The 19,040-nt window shown below is 66.8% G+C and carries 17 protein-coding genes; 7 read left to right on the top strand and 10 right to left on the bottom strand.

The genetic code is table 11. The features are described from left to right. Positions 1-20 precede the first annotated feature (20 nt). On the top strand, positions 21-1,322 hold the full coding sequence (locus VARPA_RS17055; protein ID WP_013541830.1) for an MFS transporter: 1,302 nt from the start codon (positions 21-23) through the stop codon (positions 1,320-1,322). A gap of 4 nt (positions 1,323-1,326) precedes the next feature. Here the strand turns inward: VARPA_RS17055 and VARPA_RS17050 are convergent, their stop codons facing one another. From VARPA_RS17050 to proV, 7 genes are all read right to left on the bottom strand, one after another. Then, complete coding sequence (locus VARPA_RS17050; RefSeq protein ID WP_013541829.1) at positions 1,327-3,552, bottom strand: Ig-like domain-containing protein; 2,226 nt, start codon at positions 3,550-3,552, stop codon at positions 1,327-1,329. Positions 3,553-3,640: 88 nt separating this feature from the next. Next, a complete protein-coding gene (locus VARPA_RS17045; RefSeq protein WP_013541828.1) occupies positions 3,641-4,423 on the bottom strand; it encodes a hypothetical protein in 783 nt (260 codons plus the stop codon). A 13-nt stretch (positions 4,424-4,436) separates the two neighbouring features. Continuing rightward, positions 4,437-5,234, bottom strand: a complete 798-nt coding sequence (gene murI, locus VARPA_RS17040; RefSeq protein ID WP_013541827.1) for a glutamate racemase — start codon at positions 5,232-5,234, stop codon at positions 4,437-4,439. 4 nt (positions 5,235-5,238) lie between these two features. Next, positions 5,239-6,792: a fumarate hydratase gene (locus VARPA_RS17035; protein ID WP_013541826.1), complete on the bottom strand. Its 1,554-nt coding sequence runs from the start codon at positions 6,790-6,792 to the stop codon at positions 5,239-5,241. A 77-nt stretch (positions 6,793-6,869) separates the two neighbouring features. Next, a complete protein-coding gene (gene proX, locus VARPA_RS17030; RefSeq protein ID WP_013541825.1) occupies positions 6,870-7,877 on the bottom strand; it encodes a glycine betaine/L-proline ABC transporter substrate-binding protein ProX in 1,008 nt (335 codons plus the stop codon). A 23-nt stretch (positions 7,878-7,900) separates the two neighbouring features. Then, positions 7,901-9,070 carry a glycine betaine/L-proline ABC transporter permease ProW gene (gene proW, locus VARPA_RS17025; RefSeq protein WP_013541824.1) on the bottom strand — a complete coding sequence of 390 codons (1,170 nt, stop codon included), beginning with the start codon at positions 9,068-9,070 and terminating at the stop codon, positions 7,901-7,903. A 19-nt stretch (positions 9,071-9,089) separates the two neighbouring features. Beyond that, entirely contained in the window at positions 9,090-10,343 is a 1,254-nt protein-coding gene (proV, locus tag VARPA_RS17020) for a glycine betaine/L-proline ABC transporter ATP-binding protein ProV (protein ID WP_013541823.1), read from the bottom strand. Positions 10,344-10,862: 519 nt separating this feature from the next. Here proV and fumC point away from each other — a divergent pair. Beyond that, the gene (gene fumC / locus VARPA_RS17015; protein WP_013541822.1) at positions 10,863-12,260 is read left to right on the top strand and encodes a class II fumarate hydratase; all 1,398 of its coding nucleotides are present in this window, start codon (positions 10,863-10,865) and stop codon (positions 12,258-12,260) included. 117 nt (positions 12,261-12,377) lie between these two features. Here fumC and VARPA_RS17010 read toward each other — a convergent pair whose 3' ends face one another. Further along, positions 12,378-12,995 (bottom strand): NAD(P)-dependent oxidoreductase, encoded by a 618-nt coding sequence (locus VARPA_RS17010; RefSeq protein ID WP_013541821.1) that lies wholly within the window; start codon positions 12,993-12,995, stop codon positions 12,378-12,380. A gap of 109 nt (positions 12,996-13,104) precedes the next feature. On the opposite strand from VARPA_RS17010, the gene VARPA_RS17005 reads away from it, so the two are divergent. Then, positions 13,105-14,022, top strand: a complete 918-nt coding sequence (locus VARPA_RS17005) for a LysR family transcriptional regulator (protein ID WP_013541820.1) — start codon at positions 13,105-13,107, stop codon at positions 14,020-14,022. Between the two features lie 20 nt (positions 14,023-14,042). Here VARPA_RS17005 and VARPA_RS17000 read toward each other — a convergent pair whose 3' ends face one another. Continuing rightward, on the bottom strand, positions 14,043-14,678 hold the full coding sequence (locus tag VARPA_RS17000; RefSeq protein WP_013541819.1) for a YqhA family protein: 636 nt from the start codon (positions 14,676-14,678) through the stop codon (positions 14,043-14,045). A 158-nt stretch (positions 14,679-14,836) separates the two neighbouring features. On the opposite strand from VARPA_RS17000, the gene acs reads away from it, so the two are divergent. Continuing rightward, entirely contained in the window at positions 14,837-16,834 is a 1,998-nt protein-coding gene (acs, locus tag VARPA_RS16995) for an acetate--CoA ligase (protein WP_013541818.1), read from the top strand. A gap of 129 nt (positions 16,835-16,963) precedes the next feature. Continuing rightward, positions 16,964-17,470, top strand: coding sequence for a hypothetical protein (locus VARPA_RS16990; protein ID WP_013541817.1), 507 nt, complete (start codon positions 16,964-16,966; stop codon positions 17,468-17,470). Positions 17,471-17,486: 16 nt separating this feature from the next. Here the strand turns inward: VARPA_RS16990 and VARPA_RS16985 are convergent, their stop codons facing one another. Then, positions 17,487-17,795 (bottom strand): c-type cytochrome, encoded by a 309-nt coding sequence (locus VARPA_RS16985; RefSeq protein ID WP_013541816.1) that lies wholly within the window; start codon positions 17,793-17,795, stop codon positions 17,487-17,489. Positions 17,796-17,903: 108 nt separating this feature from the next. Between VARPA_RS16985 and VARPA_RS16980 the strand changes: the two genes are divergently transcribed. Then, the gene (locus tag VARPA_RS16980; protein WP_013541815.1) at positions 17,904-18,158 is read left to right on the top strand and encodes a TIGR04438 family Trp-rich protein; all 255 of its coding nucleotides are present in this window, start codon (positions 17,904-17,906) and stop codon (positions 18,156-18,158) included. Between the two features lie 54 nt (positions 18,159-18,212). After that, positions 18,213-19,037, top strand: coding sequence for a DUF3592 domain-containing protein (locus VARPA_RS30235; protein ID WP_013541814.1), 825 nt, complete (start codon positions 18,213-18,215; stop codon positions 19,035-19,037). Positions 19,038-19,040 lie beyond the last annotated feature (3 nt).

Below are 19,040 nucleotides of genomic sequence, written 5' to 3'. Positions count from 1 at the left end.
CTCGCCCAACGCAAGGCCGCATGGCCCTGTTTCCCGCCTCCGCGCTGCGCTCCGGCGTGCGCAAGCGCGAGGTCTTCGGTTGGGCGATGTACGACTTCGCCAACTCGGGCTACACGACGGTCGTCATCACCGCCGTGTTCGCCGCCTACTTCGTGGGCGGCATCGCCAAGGGCGCGCCTTGGGCCGCCTTTGCGTGGACCGCCGCACTCAGCATCTCCTACGCCATCGTGATGCTCACGATGCCCGCCATCGGCGCCTGGGCCGATCTGCGCGGTGCCAAGAAGCGGGTGCTGGTCGTTGCCACCACCGGCTGCGTGCTGGCCACGGCCGCACTGGCGCTCACGCCGCGCTTTGCGGGCGCCTCGGGCGGTGTCGCACTGGCCATGTTGCTGGTGATCATCTCGAACGCTTTCTATTCCTACGGCGAGTCCCTCACGGGCGCCTTCCTGCCTGAGCTGGCAACGCCCGAAGGCATGGGCAAGGTGAGCGGATGGGGCTGGAGCTTCGGTTATGTCGGCGGCATGCTCACGCTCGGCATCTGCCTGGCCTACGTGCTGTGGTCGCAGGCGAGGGGATTGCCGGCTTCGCATTTCGTGCCGGTCACGATGCTGATCACGGCCGCCATCTACGGCGGTGCGGCCTGCGCCACCTTCGCGCTCTTGCCCGAGCGTGCACAGCCGAAAACCGCGCGCGGCGAACTTGGCGCGTGGCAGCAATTGCGGGCCACCTACAAGCGGGCACGCGCCTATCGCGACTTCATGTGGCTGCTGGTCTGCACCGTCTGCTACCAGGGCGGCGTGGCGGTCGCCATCACGCTTGCGGCGATCTACGCCGAGCAGGTGATCGGCTTCGTGGCGAGCGAGACGATGGTGCTGATCTTCGTGCTCAACGTCGCCGCAGCCGTCGGCGCTTTCTCGTTCGGCTACATCCAAGACCGCATCGGCCACAAGGTCTCGCTGGCGGTCACGCTGGTGGCGTGGGTCGCGGTCTGCGTGATTGCCGCCGTGGTGACCACCAAAGGCGGTTTCTGGTGGGCCGCTGCCATCGCAGGGCTCGCGATGGGCTCGAGCCAGTCCGCCGGCCGCGCGATGACCGGCTACCTCGCGCCGCCGCAGCAACTGGCGGAGTTCTTCGGGCTCTGGACTTTCGCGACCCGGCTGGCCAGCATCATCGGCCCGCTGAGCTTCGGCGCGATCACCTGGGCCACGGGCGGCAACCAGCGCATCGCGATCCTCTCGACCGCGGTGCTGTTCGTGGCGGGGTTGCTGTTGCTGCTGCCGATCGACATGCGGCGCGGCCGCGAGGCCGCGCTGCGCAAATGAGCCGTCAGAACAGGCTGTTGTTCGTCAGCGGCCAGCCGGCCTTGCTCTGGAATTTCCAGTTGGCCATGTTCTTCACGCTCGCCGCAAAGTTCGCGATGTCGGTTGGCGTCGGCGAGGCCGGCAGCATCGGGCCGTTGTAGAGCACGTCGAACTGCGTGGGGAAGCTGATCGCGGCGCCCGCGGTCGTCAGCGTGGCTGGAATGGCGTCTGCAGTGGGCACTGGCCCCAGCGTGATGCTGGCCAGGTAGGTCCCCACGCCGCTGATCGTGCCGGCAGCGCCGTCGCCCAGGCCGGCGATGGTGCCGCCCACGAAGGCATACACCGTCTCGTAGCTGCCGCTGATGCCACCGCCCGCGCCCTGCACGGTGCCGATGTTCGCGATCGGGTTCGTGTTCTTGGCCACGTCCGGCTGGATGGTCACGATGGTGCCCACCGGCAGGCTGCGGTCGGCGGTCCAGACGAAAGCGCTCTCGTTGGTGATGGTGTCGAAGTCGGCGGCGGTGCGGTCGCGGTCGGTGAAAACGATGCGCGTGCCCGCGTCCATCGGCTTGAGCAGCACGAAGGCGAACGCGTCGGTCTTGTCGGCGTTCGCGCCCATGAAGAGGATGTCGCCGGCCGCCAGCGCGGGCGGTGCGCTGGTGGTGAAGCGCATCGTGGTCGCGTCGGCGATGCCAGCGTAGGCGTTGCCCTTGGCATCGGTGATCGCGTTGGCGTCGACGGTCACGTAGTAGCCGGTCGAGGGGGCCAGCGGCTGGCTCGGTGTCAGCGTGATCACGTTGAAGGCGGCTTGCAGGCGCGCGGCCGGGCTACCGGCCGAGAAGGTCTCGACCACGCTGCCGTCGGCCTTGTGCAGCACGATGCTGCCGGCGCCCAGGCGCACGCCTTCGTTGAAGCTCAGGGTCAGCTTCGCATTCGCGCCGACGCTGCCGTCCGAGGCCTTGGGCGAGGCGCTGCGCAGCACCGGGCCGGCGGTGTCGACCCACGGTTGGCCCAGGCGCACGACGAAGCCTTCGAACTTCTGGTCCGCTGGCGGGAGGTCCTTCGAAGCGTCTTTCTGTCCCGGCCAGACCGTGTCGCCGTTGTCCAGCAGCAGTTGCACCTGCGTGCCCGCCGTCACCGGCCCCGGCACTTCGACCGTCGACTCGAAGCTGCCGCCGGTACTCAGGCGCAGCTTGTCCAGGTCGTTCGACAGCTCGACAGGCGCCGTGCCCGGATTGCCGTTCCACGAGAACAGCCCGAAGTTGCGGTCCACGTCCGCGCTAGCAGCACCCGCCGGACCAGCGACGATCAGGTAGTTGCCGTCCGTGCCCTTGTCGATCGAGCGGATGCCGCGCCCACCCAGTTCCAGTTCGATGGGCGCGCCGAACGCGGCCTGCGTGGACGTGCCGCCCACCAGTGCGGCGTAGTTCTGCACCGGCACGATCAGCGCTTTGGCGCGCGTCGATGCGCCGGTCTGCGGCGCGCGGAAGCCCAGCCACAACGCGCTGTCGCCTGGTGCGCTGGTCATGCCCTCGACCGAGAAGCCATCCACCCGCTCGGGCACGATGCCGGCGCCGGCCGAGACGGCAAAACCGAAGTGGTTGGCGCCCAGGCCATGGCCGTTGGCGGCGTCCCAGGCCACCAGTTGAGCCTCGAGCGACGAGAACTGGCCGACATAGCTGAAGGCGGTCGCAGCGCCGGTGCCGGTCACCTTCACCGCGAAGAGGTGCGAGCGGTCGGGCGCATCGCCCCCGTCTTTCTTGTTGCTGTTGGAACCGGTGAGGTACAGCGTGTCGCCGATGCGCACGCCGGCTTCGAGGTCGAGCTCCTTGCCCAGCTTCGGGCCTTCGAGTTCGTAGCTCCATTCCTTTACCGCAGCGCCGCCGGCGCGCGGGTACACGCGCAGCACGTTGGCCTCGTCGTCGGCCACGAGCATGAAGTTGTCGGGCAGTGCGAAGGCGGTCGATGCGTCCGACGAGCCCTCGGTGGTGCCGGCATTGGGCGTGAACTGCGCCTTTGAAATGACTTGGTCCGGTTCCGCGGCGGGTGGTTCCGTGACCGGTGGCTGCGTCACTGGCGGCTGCGTTGCCGGCGGCTGTGTCACTGGCGGCGCGGCCCCCGTGGGAGGCACGATCGGAAAGCTCGCGGCACCCCCGCTACCGCCGCCGCAAGCAGCCAGCAGAACAGCAGACAAGGCACTGGCGAGCAGCATGGGCTTGAAGGGAATGCGGGAGGCGGAGACAGAGTTCATGGTGCGCGGTTGTTGTTCTGGACAAACCGCACATGCTGGTACTTTCGTGTGACGGTGCCGTGAAAATGCGCCGCCGTTCAGCCGCCCGTCAGGGCGATTGCTGCAGCAGCGACTTCGGCACCTTGAACCGCTCGCCGTCGTAGCGCAGCGTCACCGTGCTGAACTTCGCGGGCAGCGTCTTCTCGATGCAGCCCTGGTCTTCCTGCTCCTGCGCATGGCTCTGAACGAGGGTGCGCGAGAGCTGCAGGTCGGCAAAGCCATTGCTCGTCGACTTGCCCACCGAGAGCATGGTGCGCAGCTTCTCGAAATGGCCGGTGCAGGTCGAATCCCATCCGCCGTTGTCGTGGTCGAGCTCGATCTCCTGCAGCACCTCGCGCAGCTTGCTGCCGTGCTGCACATAGAGGCGCACCGTCTCGCTGGCCAGCGGGCTCGACGGCGCGCTGCTGCCGCGATAGCGCACGCGCACGCCGAAGGCGCGTGCGTCGGAGGCGAGCACGTAGCGCGAGGTGTCGATGCGGATGTCCTGGATCGCGGTGGTGGCGTCCTCGTCGAGCGCCTCGGGCTGCAGGAGGCGGCCGATGACGGTGTCTCGCTCGGTGTTGCCGTTGTCGGGCCGCTGGATCAGCAGCACCTCGAGGTCGAAGACCTTGGCGCCCTTGTCGGTGGTTTCGCGCGGCATCGGCAGCACCACGATGCTGCGGCCGGGGAACGCCGGCCACACCTTGCAGGCCGCGAGCCGCTCGTCGAGCGGGCGCTTGGGGTAGAGCTTGGCGTGCATGCGCTCGGCGAGGCCGCTCTCGCAGGCGGCGTGGCTCAAGCCTGCGGCAGAAAGGCACAGCAGGAGCAGGGCGTGGCGCAGGAAGAGACGCATGACGGCGATGATTTCAGGCGGAGGTCGCCGTTGTACCTTGCGGCGAGATTTGCAGCCAGCGTGCGGCGGCCACTTCGAGCACGGACTGGTCACCGCTGCTCTGGAGAATCAGCCCGCCTTCGCCGCCCGAGAGGCGGCCGGCGGCTGTCAGTACGCGCCGCGTCTGCTGCGCGACCGGCGCGCCGGTGTCGATGAAGCGCAGCGTGGCCGGTGCGTGACGTTGCAACTGGTCTTTGACGAGCGGGTAGTGCGTGCAGCCGAGCACGACCGTGTCGACTTCGCCGGCCGCATCGCCAAAAGGACCGGCCTCCGCCATATAGCGTGCGCAGAGCGTCGCGATGGCCTCGGTGTCGAGGCCCTCGATGGCTTTCACGAGCCCGTCGCAGGGGACGGCGCGAACCGTGGCCGAGCCGGCAAACGAATCGCGCAGGGCCGCGTACTTGGCGCTGGCCAGCGTCCCGCGCGTGGCCATCACCGAGATGTGGCCGGTGCGGCTCGTCGCCACAGCGGGCTTGAGCGCCGGCTCCAGGCCCACGATGGGCAGCGCCGGATGCTCGGCGCGCAGCAGATGGATCGCCGCTGTCGTGGCCGTGTTGCAGGCCACCACCAGCGCCCCGATGCCGTGCTCGGCGATCAGTTGTTCGGTCACCTTGCGCGAGCGCTCGATCACATAGTCATCGCCGCGCTCGCCATACGGCGCGAACGCCGTGTCGGCAAAATACACGAAGCGCTCGTGCGGCAGTTCGGCGCGCAACGCGGCGAGAACGCTGAGCCCGCCCACGCCGCTGTCGAACACGCCGACCGGTTTCAAGGGCTCAGGCCTCTTCCATCATGATGGTCTTGAACTCGCCGCTGGCGATGCGCTTCTGCCACTCGGCTGGGCCGGTGATGTGCGCGCTGGTGCCGCCCGCATCGACCGCCACCGTCACGGGCATGTCGACCACGTCGAATTCATAGATGGCTTCCATGCCCAGGTCCTCGAAGCCGACCACCTTGGCGGTCTTGATCGCCTTGCTCACCAGGTAGGCGGCGCCGCCCACGGCCATGAGGTAGGCGCTCTTGTGCTTCTTGATCGCCTCGATGGCGACCGGGCCGCGCTCGGCCTTGCCGATCATCGCGATCAGGCCGGTCTGGGCCAGCATCATTTCGGTGAAGCCGTCCATGCGCGTGGCGGTGGTCGGGCCGGCGGGGCCCACGGCCTCGTCACCGACCGGATCGACCGGGCCGACGTAATAGATGACGCGGTTGGTGAAGTCCACCGGCAGCTTCTCGCCCTTGGCCAGCATGTCCTGGATGCGCTTGTGCGCGGCGTCGCGGCCCGTGAGCATCTTGCCGTTCAGGAGCAGCGTGTCGCCCGGCTTCCAGCTCGCCACTTCGGCGGGCGTGAGCTTGTCGAGATTCACGCGCTTGCTCTTCTTTTCGTCGGGCGCCCAGTTCACGTCGGGCCACAGGTCCAGCGATGGCGGATCGAGGTAGACAGCGCCGCTGCCGTCCATCACGAAGTGCGCATGGCGGGTGGCCGCGCAGTTGGGGATCATCGCCACGGGCTTGCTCGCCGCGTGGGTCGGGTACATCTTGATTTTGATGTCCAGCACGGTGGCCAGGCCGCCCAGGCCCTGCGCGCCGATACCGAGCGCATTGACCTTCTCGTACAGCTCGATGCGCAGCGCCTCGACCTTGCTGAGCTCGGCGCCCGAAGCCTTCTTGGCCTGCAGCTCGTGCATGTCCAGGTCGTCCATCAGGCTTTCCTTGGCCATGAGCGCGGCCTTCTCGGCGGTGCCGCCGATGCCGATGCCCAGCATGCCCGGCGGGCACCAGCCGGCGCCCATGGTGGGCACGGTCTTGAGCACCCAGTCGACCACGCTGTCGCCGGGGTTCAGCATCACGAGCTTGCTCTTGTTCTCGCTGCCGCCGCCCTTGGCCGCGACCGTCACTTCGACGGTGTTGCCCGGAACGATCTCGGTGAAGATCACCGCGGGCGTGTTGTCCTTGGTGTTCTTGCGGTCGAACTGCGGATCGGCCACGACCGAGGCGCGCAGCGTGTTGTCGGGGTGGTTGTAGCCGCGGCGCACGCCTTCGTTGATGGCGTCGTCCAGGCTGCCGGTGAAGCCGCCCCAGCGCACGTCCATGCCCACCTTGAGGAACACGTTGACGATGCCGGTGTCCTGGCAGATCGGGCGATGGCCCGTGGCGCTCATCTTGCTGTTGGTGAGGATCTGCGCGATGGCGTCCTTGGCAGCGGGGCTCTGTTCGCGCTCGTAGGCGCGGGCCAAGTGGGCGATGTAGTCGGCGGGGTGGTAGTAGCTGATGTACTGCAGCGCGGCGCTGATCGATTCGATCAGGTCGGCCTGCTGGATCGTGGTCGTCATGGTGGGGGGCTTTTTGTAGTGGGTAACACGGGAAAACGCTCCCGGATTATCTCAGCCGCCGTCCCAGGGCTGCCGTGCTACCTCGCAGCAGCCCGCGCCTCGGCAATCCAGCCGTCAAAGAGTTGCTGGTGCACCCGGATCCACCCATCCGCGTGCCGCTCCACGTCCTGCTGCGTATTGGCGCCCTGGCTCATGCGCAGGTTCTGGGCATTGATGTCGCCGATCGGCAGCTTCATCACCTCGAACAGCTTGCCTGCAGCCGGGTTCTTCTCGACAAAGGCCTTGTTCGCGACGATCTGCTCCCGGTTGGCCTGGAAGCCGTAGTTCTTGCCGTTGGGTAGCCGGGTGTCAGCCTGGCCTTCCTGCGAGGAAGAGAAGGGCACCTGCAGCCACACCACGTCCGCGCCCGGGCGCAGCACGGCGCTCACCCAGTAGGGCGTCCACGTGTAGTACAGCACCGGCTTGTCCTGCTTGAAGCGGGCAATCGTGTCGGCCATCAGCGCGGCGTAGCTGCCTTGCTTGTGGGTGACGGTGTCGCGCAGCTTGTAGGCCGTCAGATGGTTCTCGATGGCCAGTTCGCAGCCCCAGCCCGGGTTGCAACCAGTGAGGTCGGCCTTGCCGTCGCCGTCCGCGTCGAACAGCTTGGCGATCGCCGGGTCCTTCAGCTGCGCGATGTTGGTGATGTTGTATTGCTCGGCCGTCTTGCGATCGATGAGGTAGCCCTGCACCGCGCCGTCCGAGTACACGCCGGTGCGTGAGAGCTTCGCGTCGCCGCCGCTGTTCTTGTAGAAGTCCGCGTGCAGCAGACTCCAGTGGTTGGCCATGAAGGTGGCATCGCCATTGGCGATCGCCAGGTGTTCGGTGGCGGGCTCCAGGTCCTTCATGGGCTCGACGGTGTAGCCGAGCTTTTCGAGAGCGCGCATCACGAGCAGCGTCTGGAATGCTTCCTCGGCGAGCGAGCTCTTGAGGGGCTGCACGGTGATGCCCTTGCCGGGCAGATCGTTGGCGGCCTGTGCGGTTGCGCCGATGGCGACGAAGCCGAGCGCGAGCACGGCGCGGGCGATGAGAAGACGGGTGTTCTTCATGCGTTGATTTCCTCCGTGACCTGTCATTGCGTGGAAAGTGCGGGAACGGGCGCGCCCGCATCGCGCGACGGCGTGCCGACGAGCCGCTGCAGCACACGCAGCGCCAGCCCCGCAGGCCCGGTGTGCCACCAGCGCCGTCCCGCGCTGCGGCGCGACTTGCCCATCGCCTGCGTCAGCCGGTCGAGCGAAATCGCCAGCAGCACGATGCCCAGACCGCCCACGGTCGCAAGGCCCATGTCGAGCCGGCCGATGCCGCGCAGCACCATCTGGCCCAAGCCGCCGACGGCGATCATCGAGGCGATCACCACCATCGACAACGACAGCATCAGCGCCTGGTTGATGCCCGCCATGATCGAGGGCATGGCCAGCGGCAGCTGCACCTTCACCAGCATCTGCCAGGGCGAGGCGCCGTAGGCCCGCGCGGCCTCGATCAGGTCGGGCCGCACCTGGCGCAGGCCCAGGTTGGTGAGGCGCACCAGCGGCGCGAGCGCGAAGATGATCGTCACGATCACGCCCGGCACGTTGCCGATGCCGAACAGCATCACCACCGGCACGAGGTACACGAAGGCGGGCGTGGTCTGCATCGCATCGAGCACGGGCCGCATGACCCGCTGGGCCCGGTCGCTGCTGGCCAGCAGCACGCCGAGCGGCAGGCCGATGACCATGCAGAACACGAGAGAGGTCAGCACCAGCGACAGCGTGACCATCGCTTCGGGCCAGATGCCCAGCATCGCCACGAGCAGCAGCGCCACCGTGGTACCGATGGCCAGCGCGCGGCCTGCGAACTGCCAGGCGAAGAGGCCGATGAGCGCGATCATCGCGAGCGTCGGCAGGCCGGTCAGCAGGCCCTGCACCCAGTTCAGCGTGCTGTCGATGGGCAGGCGCACGGTCTGGAAGAAGGGGCGGAAATGCTCGACCACCCAGCCGAGGCCCTGGTTGATCCAGGACTCGACGGGGAGGGTGCCGTCCCAGAGGCGGTGCAGTTGAAAACCGCTGGTGGCGGTGTCGGCCTGTCCGGCAAGCTGGTGCGCGGCGTTCACCGGTGCATCGAGCCAGGCGCTGGTGGCCGAGGTGTCGGGCGCGGCCGAGAGCGCCTCCCACGGATCGACGAAGGCGGTGGGCTCCGGGGCCGTGTTCAACGCGGCGCCCAGGTCGTGCATGTTCGGGTCGGAAGGCAATGTGGTGTCGTTCATCGTTCAGGTCCTTCGTGGATCAGTGCGGCTCGGCGGCCAGGGCGGGGGCGGCATGCGGGGAGACGGGCTCGATCGGCGGCGTGTCGCGGTCCAGGAACTTGAGCAGCGTCGTCTTGCTGATCGCGCCGCAGAAGCGCCCGTCGCCCGCCACCACCGGCAGCGCGCACGGCGCCTGCGCGAGCTGGCCGATGAGGCCGGCCACCGGAGCCTCGGCGTCGATGCGCGGCAGGTCGGCGAGGAACGCGTGCTGCAGCCCGAGTGGATCCGAATGCCCGTCGAGCGCGCCGCGCAGCGTGTCGGCCGACACGACGCCCAGGAATCGCTTGTTCGGGCTCGTCACGTAGGCGAAGTCGCGGTCCTGGTCTTCCAGCAGCTTGAGCGCCGCGCGCGCACCGCGCTCGGGGTGCTCGCACACCACGGTGAGCGACTTGCGCGCGATGTCCGCCGCCTTGAAGACGGCCGCAGCGTCCACGCCTCGCACGAAGCTGCGCACGTAGTCGTCGGCGGGGTTGCGCAGGATCTCGTCGGGCGTGCCGACCTGGATCACCTGGCCGTCTTTCATGATCGCGATGCGGTCGCCGATGCGCATGGCTTCATCGAGGTCGTGCGAGATGAAGACGATGGTGCGGCGCTGTTCCTGCTGCAGCCGCAGGAGCTCCGACTGCATCTCGGTGCGGATGATCGGATCGAGCGCCGAGAAGGCCTCGTCCATCAAGAGGATCGACGGGTCGGACGCCAGCGCGCGCGCCAGGCCCACGCGCTGCTGCATGCCGCCGGAAAGCTCGTCGGGGTAGCTGTCGCCCCAGCCCGCGAGGCCCACCTGGGCGAGCGCCTTGTCGGCTTGCGCCAGGCGCTCTTTCTTGCTGGTGCCCGAGAGCTCCAGGCCGAACGCGGTGTTCTCGCGCACCGTCATGTGCGGCATCAGCGCGAACGACTGGAACACCATGCTGATGTCCTTGCGGCGCAGCGCGCGCAGCTTGGTGTCGGAGTGCTCGTTGATGTCGGCGCCGTCGATCACGATGCGCCCCGCGGTCGGCTCGATCAGACGGTTCAGGAGCCGAACGAGCGTCGACTTGCCCGAACCCGAGAGGCCCATGATCACGAAGATCTCGCCGGCCTGGATCTCGAAGGTGGCATCGAACACGCCGATCGACTGGCCCGTCTGCGCGAGGATTTCCTTCTTCGAAAAACCTTGGCGCACGAGTTCGAGGGCTTCGTCGGGCGAGTCGCCGAACACCTTGAAGACATGGTCGATGAGAATTCCTTTGGCCATATGCCGGGGCTCCTTGTTGAAAGGTTGGACACAGCGCCGCCCGCCAAAAGCGCGGGACGGCAACGGTCACGCCATCAGCCGATGGGCCGCCCGAAACACAGAGCACGTGAACAAGACGCGTGCAATGGCCCGGCGAGCCCTGGAGGCTGCCGACAGGCACTGAAGACGACGTGGCGACGAAACCAGTGCCCGCCGAATGTTGGCGTGGCAGTGGGGCCGGAAAAGATCCGGCGGGTTTGCCGGGCAAGGCCTGGCGGGATGAACCTGCACCGCGACGGGATTCGAAGATCCGCGAGTAGTGAAGGCGGGACCTACAGCGTCATCCACATGACTTATAGGTCCTCGAAAGACTTGGATTATAACTTTTTGACATGAAGCCTGTCAATCCGGCGGGTCCGGACGGTCGCGGTCCGTGACGCAAAGTCCGCGTCAGATGAGAGCCATTCTTATCAGGGCGATACTCTGGGCCGCGCCGGTGAGCGGCGCACCCGATTTCCCCAGACTGCGGAGCTTTTTCTCATGACGACTTCCCCCAAAACCCGTGCCGAGCGCGATACCTTCGGACCGATCGACGTGCCGGCCGACAAGCTGTGGGGCGCGCAAACGCAGCGCTCGCTGCAGAACTTCGACATCTCCGGCGAGCAGCAGCCGCGCGAAATCATCAAGGCGCTGGCGCAAGTCAAGCGCGCATCGGCCGTGGTGAACCATGCGTTGGGGCTGCAGGACGAGAAGAAGACCCAAGCCATCGTGGCCGCGGCCGACGAAGTCGTCGCCGGCAAGCACCCGGGCGAGTTCCCGCTGGTGGTCTGGCAGACCGGCTCGGGCACGCAGACCAACATGAACGTCAACGAGGTGCTGGCCAACCGCGCGAGCGAAATCCTCGGCGGCGAGCGCGGGGAAGGGCGCCTCGTGCACCCGAACGACGACGTGAACCGCAGCCAGTCGAGCAACGACGTGTTCCCCACCGCCATGCACGTCGCGGCCGTCGAAGCCATCACCCACAAGCTGCTGCCCGCCATCGCCAAGCTGCGCGGCACGCTGGAGAAAAAGTCGAAGGACTTCGCCGACATCGTGAAGATCGGCCGCACCCACCTGCAGGACGCCACGCCCCTCACGCTGGGCCAGGAGTTCTCGGGCTACGTCGCACAGCTCGCACACGGCGAAGCGCATGTGCGCGCCGCGCTGCCGCACCTCTGCGAACTGGCGCTGGGCGGCACGGCCGTCGGCACCGGGCTCAATGCGCCGAAGGGCTACGCGGAGCAGGTCGCCGCTGAACTGGCCAAGCTCACCGGCCTGCCGTTCGTGACCGCGCCGAACAAGTTCGAAGCCATGGCCAGCGTCGATGCGCTGGTGCATGCCCACGGCGCGCTCAAGACGCTGGCGGCCAGCATGAACAAGATCGCCAACGACGTGCGCTGGCTCGCGAGCGGCCCGCGCAGCGGCATCGGCGAGCTGAGCATTCCCGAGAACGAACCCGGCTCGTCGATCATGCCGGGCAAGGTCAACCCGACGCAGAGCGAAGCCGTCACGATGCTGGCCGCGCAGGTGTTCGGCAACGACGTGGCCATCAACATCGGCGGCGCCTCGGGCAACTTCGAGCTGAACGTGTTCCGCCCGATGGTGGCCCACAACTTCCTGCAGAGCGTGCGCCTCCTCGCCGATGGCATGGTGAGCTTCAACGACCACTGCGCCGTGGGCATCGAACCGAACCGCGAACGCATCACGGAGCTGGTGCAGCGCTCGCTGATGCTGGTGACGGCGCTGAATACGCACATCGGCTACGACAAGTCGGCCTACATCGCGAAGAAGGCGCACAAGGAAGGCACGAGCCTGCGCGAAGCGGCGATCGCCTCGGGGCATCTCACGGCCGAGCAGTTCGACCAGTGGGTGGTGCCGGAGAACATGACGGGGCGTTGATCGCAACCCGTTTCCGCCGGCGCGCCCCCCAACCCCGTTCGCCCTGAGCTTGTCGAAGGGCCGGGCAGGGCGTGAAAGGCTTCGACAAGCTCAGCCCGAACGGGCAGGGGGTGATCTTCAGTAGCCGATCGTGTAGCGCTGGCGGGAATGCGCGGGCTTCTCGAGCTCGTCGATGAAGGCGATCGCGTAGTCCTCGAAAGTGATCCAACTGCGGCCTTCGGCGCTGACCAGCAGGTCGTCCTTGCCGAGGCGGAACTTGCCGGTGCGTTCGCCTTCGACGAACTCGGCGGAGGGCGAGAGGAAGGTCCAGTCGAGTTCCTTCTCGGCGCGCAGTGCGTCGAGGAACACGCCGCCGGCCGTGGCTTCGGCGCGGTAGGCATCTGGGAAATTCGGCGTCTCGATGACCTTCAGGCCGGGCGCCGCGAACAGGCTGCCGGCGCCGCCGACCACCAGCAGGCGCTTGACGCCCGCGCGCTTGACCGGCTCGATGACGGCTGCGGGCGGCACGGTGGCGAAGTGCGCGGCGCTGAACACGGCGTCGTGGCCTGCCAGTACCTTTTCGAGCGCGGGACCGTCTAGCACGTCGAGATCGACGGCCTTCACATTGGCACGGCCGGACAGCTTTTCGCCGGCCTTGCGTGCGATGGCGGTGACGGTATGGCCGCGGCGCAGCGCTTCGTCGAGAAGGCGGCTACCGGCGCGACCGGTGGCGCCGATGATGGCGATGTGGCTCATGAATGACTCCAGAAATGTCGGAAGTGGATGGGATGAATCGCATCTTAGGTTTCTGGTTTCGAAAGAAATACCTCGAAATACGCGCTTCTTTATTCCTAAAATCGTTCGAATGGATCGATTGAACGCAATGCGGGTGTTCGTGAATGTGGTGGATTCGGGCAGCCTGTCGGCTGCGGCCGAGAAGCTCGACATGTCACGCCCCGTGGTCACGCGCTACGTGGCCGAACTGGAGCAATGGACCGGCGCACGGCTCCTGCACCGCACCACGCGCCGCCTGAGCCTCACCGCCGCGGGCGAGGAACTGCTGCCGCGCTGCCGCCAGGTGCTCGAACTCGCGGGCGACATGCAGGCCGCGGTGCGGCATCCGGCCGAAGCGCCGCAGGGGCAGTTGCGCATCACGACCGGCACCTCGTTCGCGCAGGCGCAATTGGCCGACGCCATCGCGGACTACGTGCGGCTCTACCCGGGCGTAGCAGTCGACCTGGTACTGCTGGACCGCACCGTCAATCTGGTGGACGAGCGCATCGACCTGGCGATCCGCACGGCGGCGGAGATCGATCCCAACCTCATCGCGCGCCGGCTCACCACCTGCCGCTCGGTGGTGTGCGCCTCGCCCGCGTACCTGAAGGAGCACGGCAAACCGCTGCGTGTGGACGAACTGGCCCAGCGCAACTGCCTGACGCATTCGTACTTCGGCCACAGCCTCTGGAATTTCACCCGCAAGGCGGACGGGGAGCCGTTGTCCGTGGCCGTGAATGGCAACGTGTCGGCCAACGATGCCGCGAGCCTGATGTGCCTCGCGCGGGCCGGAGCGGGCATTGCGATGCTGCCGACCTACCTGACGGCGGCGTTGCTTCAGTCGGGCGAGCTGGTGTCGCTTTTCGAGGATTGCGAGCCGCAGGTCGTTGGCATGTACGCGGTGTACACCTCGCGCAAGCACATGCCGGCCACGCTGCGCACGATGCTCGACTTCCTGGCCGAGCGCTTCACCGAAGTGCCGTCGTGGGACTTGCCGCCGCCCCGCTGAGGCAGGCGGCGTGATCTCGTTCAGTGGCTGGAAGAGCCGGCGGCGGCCGCTTGGTTCATCAGCTTGTCGGTGTAGGCGATGGCCATGGCCGAGAACAGGAAGGCGATGTGGATCACCGTCTGCGCGATCAGCACGCGGTCGGTGTAGTTGTCCGCGTTGATGAAGGTCTTGAGCAGGTGGATCGAGCTGATGCCGATGATGGCGGTCGCCAGCTTCACCTTGAGCACCGAGGCGTTCACATGGCTGAGCCACTCGGGCTGGTCGCGGTGGCCTTCGAGGTTCATGCGGCTCACGAAGGTCTCGTAGCCACCCACGATCACCATGATCAGCAGGTTGGAGATCATCACCACGTCGATCAGCGCCAGCACCACCAGCATGATCACAGTTTCGTTGAGCGCGCCGACCGGCGCGGTGGTCTTGTAGCCGATGCTGGTGATCAGGGCCTGCAGCGCGGCCTGGCTGCCGAATGCGGCTTCGACCAGGTGCAGCAACTCGACCAGGAAGTGCACCACGTACACCGCCTGCGCCACGATCAAGCCCAGGTACAGGGGCAGTTGCAGCCAGCGGCTCGCAAAGATCAGCCGGGGCAGCGGCCCCATCGGGTAGGTACGAGTGGCGGGCGGGTTCAGAGGGTCGAAAGGATCGGGAGCGGACATCGGGTGGGGGTTCGTGGACGACCGGCGATTTTAGGGGTGCCCCCGTGACGCACTCGTGATAACCCTGCGAACTAACATCGGACGCGTTAGCGATCCGTCAGTGACCCGTAAGTGGCCCCGTCGACATTACGGCCGCATCCACCCAGGAGACAAAGAGAATGAGCAGCGCATCGAAAAACATTGAATCCGTCCTCGTCGAGAACCGCGTTTTCCCGCCCGACGCCCGCGCCACCGAAGGCGCCCGGATTTCCGGCATGGCCGCCTACGACGCGCTGTGCAAGGAGGCCGAAGACGACTTCGAAGGCTTCTGGACCCGCCTGGCCAAGGGCAACCTGCAATGGACCAAGCCCTTCACCCGGACGCTCGATGAGTCGAAGGCCCCGTTCTACGAATGGTTCGGCGACGGCGAACTCAATGCCAGCGCCAACTGCCTGGACAAGCACATCGGCACCCCGGTCGAGAACAAGACGGCCATCGTCTTCGAAGCCGACGACGGCACCGTCACCAACGTCACCTACAAGGAACTGCTCGGCCGCGTGAGCCAGTTCGCCAACGCGCTCAAGGCCGCGGGCATCCAGAAGGGCGACCGCGTCGTCATTTACATGCCGATGACGGTCGAGGGCGTGATCGCGATGCAGGCCTGCGCGCGCATCGGCGCCACCCACAGCGTGGTGTTCGGCGGCTTCTCGGCCAAGGCGCTGCAGGAGCGGATCATCGATGCCGGCGCCGTGGCCGTCATCACCGCCAACTATCAATTGCGCGGCGGCAAGGAACTGCCGCTCAAGGCCATCGTGGACGACGGCATCGCGCTGGGCGGCTGCGAGTCGATCAAGACGGTGTTCGTCTACGAGCGCACGCCCACCGCGTGGAACCGCGTCGAAGGCCGCGACAAGACCTTCACCGAAGCGCTCCAGGGCCAGAGCACCGAGTGCGCGCCCGTGCCGGTGAACGCCGAGCACCCGCTCTTCATCCTCTACACCTCGGGCTCCACCGGCAAGCCCAAGGGCGTGCAGCACGCCACCGGCGGCTACCTGCTGTGGGCCAAGCTCACGATGGACTGGACCTTCGACATCAAGCCCGAAGACGTGTTCTGGTGCACGGCCGACATCGGCTGGATCACCGGCCACACCTACGTCGCCTACGGCCCGCTCGCGGCCGGCGCCACGCAGGTTGTGTTCGAGGGCATCCCGACCTTCCCGCATGCGGGCCGCTTCTGGCAGATGATCGAGAAGCACAAGGTCTCGGCGTTCTACACGGCACCCACGGCCATCCGCTCGCTCATCAAGGCGGCCGAGGGCGACGAGAAGGTGCATCCGAAGAACTGGGACCTCACGAGCCTGCGAATCCTCGGCTCGGTCGGCGAGCCGATCAATCCCGAGGCGTGGATGTGGTACCACCGCAATATCGGCGGCGAGCGTTGCCCCATCGTCGACACCTTCTGGCAGACCGAAACCGGCGGCCACGTCATCACGCCGCTGCCGGGCGCCACGCCGCTGGTGCCGGGTTCGTGCACGCTGCCGCTGCCAGGCATCATGGCCGCCATCGTCGACGAGACCGGCAAGGACCTGCCCAACGGCGCGGGCGGCATGCTGGTCATCAAGCGGCCATGGCCCTCGATGATCCGCACGATCTGGAACGACCCCGAGCGCTTCAAGAAGAGCTACTTCCCCGAGGAGATGGGCGGCACGATCTACCTGGCCGGCGACGGCGCGGTGCGAAGCGAAGACCGCGGTTACTTCCGCATCACCGGTCGCATCGACGACGTGCTGAACGTGTCGGGCCATCGCCTGGGCACCATGGAAATCGAATCGGCGCTGGTGTCCAAGACCGACCTCGTGGCCGAAGCCGCGGTGGTGGGGCGCCCCGACGATGTGACCGGTGAAGCTGTCTGCGCGTTCGTGGTGTTGAAGCGCGCACGCCCGACCGGCGAGGAAGCCAAGCAGATCGCCAACGAGCTGCGCAACTGGGTGGCCAAGGAAATCGGGCCTATCGCCAAGCCCAAGGACATCCGCTTCGGCGACAACCTGCCCAAGACGCGCAGCGGCAAGATCATGCGGCGCCTCCTGCGCAGCATCGCGAAGGGCGAAGAGATCACGCAGGACACCTCGACGTTGGAAAATCCCGCAATCCTCGAACAGTTGTCAGAACGGCTGTAGGACGTGGCCGTCTCTCCGTCCGGCCGTGCCGGACGGGTCCTTTGCCTGAGGTAAAACCAACCCGTTGCCACGCGCCTCGACGCGTGCGGCGCCGGTTGTTGTGTTCGATCTTTTCAGAGGAGGCCCCAAATGGGCGTGAGATCCGCTTTCCTGTTCGTCATCGTGCTGCTGATCGCAGCGCTCGCCGCATTGAACTGGGGGACGCTTGCGGCTCCCACCGATGTCTGGCTGGGCTTCATGACCGTCTCGGCGCCGCTGGGGCTGATCATGCTGGGCCTCACGGTCGTGCTGGCCGCCTTCTTCCTGGTCTATGTGCTGTACCTGCACAGCTCGGTGCTCATCGACACCAAGCGCCACACGAAGGAAATGCAGGTCCAGCGCGACCTCGCCGACAAGGCCGAGGCCTCGCGCTTCACCGAATTGCGCAATTTCCTCGAAGCCCAGGAGAACAAGCACATGGCGCACAACGCCGACCGGCACGCGGCCCTGGTGGCGCGCATCGACCAACTCGAGACAGCGGTGCGGGTGCGCTCCGAGCAGACCGACAACACATTGGCCGCGCACATCGGCCAGCTCGAAGACCGCATCGAGCGCCGGCCGGTGGTGGTTCCGGCCGACATCAATCCTCAAGGTTGAGCTGATCAGCGGCGGATCAGCGCGGCGTTGCGAGCACCCAGGCTGCCAGCTTCTTCGCATCGGCCTCGCTGACCTGGTTGTTCGCCGGCATCGGCACCGGGCCCCACACGCCGGAGCCGCCCTTCACGATCTTGGTGGCGAGGGTGTCGACGGCACCCTTGTCGTCCTTGTATTTCGTGGCGATGTCCTTGAAGGACGGGCCGAGCACCTTGCGGTCGACCGCGTGGCAGCTCATGCAGTTCTTCGACGTGGCCAGGGCCAGGTCTGCGAAGGCGGGGGCCGCGAAGCCAAGGCCCAGGACTGCGGCGAACAGAACTCTTTTCATGGGGGATTTATTTCGTAAGGGCTGGGTTACATTCGATGCCAACGCGATTGTAGGTAGCGCCGCTCGCCGGCGTCCGGATGCGTTGACAACAACCCGGAGGGATTCGCGATGTGGTTTCTGCTGTTGGGCATCTTGAGCCTGGCCCTCAAGTATTTCGAAGTCGGCATGGTCGCCGGCTGGAGCTGGTGGATCGTGCTGTCGCCGTTCGCACTGGCCGTCGCATGGTGGGCATGGGCCGATTCGTCGGGCTACACCAAGCGCAAGGTGATCGAGCGCGAAAACCGCCGCAAGCAAGCGCGCATCGACCGCCAGAAGACCAATATGGGCGTGCCGACCAGCAACGGCCAGCGCCCGCGCCGCTGAGCGCATAGCCGCTCCCCGGCAACCATCCCCGCGCTACAAGAACGAAAGCGCGCCATGGATGACGAAGCCGCCACCCACGCACTGCTCGTCTTCGGGCTCTCCCTCTTTGTCGGGCCGGCCATCGGCGCCCTCGTGGGTTGGCGCAAGAAGCTCTTCTGGGGTGTCGGCGTCGGGGCGCTGCTGATCGGCTGCGCGGGGCTCTACGGTGCGGCCACGGTCGGCTGGCAGCGTTACCAATCGATTGCCGACACGGTGCTCGTGGAAGGCAATCTCGTCGAGTTCGTCGAAGAGCGCAGCAAGGACGACAAGGGCCGCACGACGACCACCCGTGCTCCCATCGTCGAATACACCGCATCCGATGGGCAGGTACGCCGCGTCAAGGGACTGGGTGGAGGGCTCTCCGACAAAGGGTCGGGCGATGCGGTCGACGTGCGCTACAAGCCGGCCGATCCCGCGCAGGCGCTGGTGGCCGATTTCCAGAACATGTGGGGCATCGTCTGGGGGCTCGGCCTCTTCGGTGGCTTTCCGACGATGTTCGGACTCTTCTTCACCGGCATGGCGATCAAGGAGGGGCGCCCGTCGTCCAACGCCTGGGAGAAGGAGCCCGAGGCCACGCCCGCACAAAAACGATGGCGCACGTGCGGCACGGTGCTCGCCAACGTGGTGTTCCTCGCCGGCTTTGCCGTGTGCTTTCTCTATCCGGACGAGGACTTCGGCAAGGGGCTCGGCGCCGGTTTCATGACCATCGGCGCCGGCGCGCTGCTGCACCTGGTGGTGCAGAGCTTTCCGCCAGCGATGGCATTCGAGTCACGCAGCATCCTCGGCATCGTGGGCCTGGGCTTCATCGCCTTCGGCTACGGTGCCTGGATGATGATGTGATCG

Origin of the sequence: Variovorax paradoxus EPS, from assembly GCF_000184745.1 — a bacterium.
GTDB lineage: Bacteria > Pseudomonadota > Gammaproteobacteria > Burkholderiales > Burkholderiaceae_C > Variovorax > Variovorax paradoxus_C.
The sequence above is the reverse complement of the archived record's forward strand: the minus strand, read 5'-3'. Positions and strand labels throughout refer to the sequence as shown.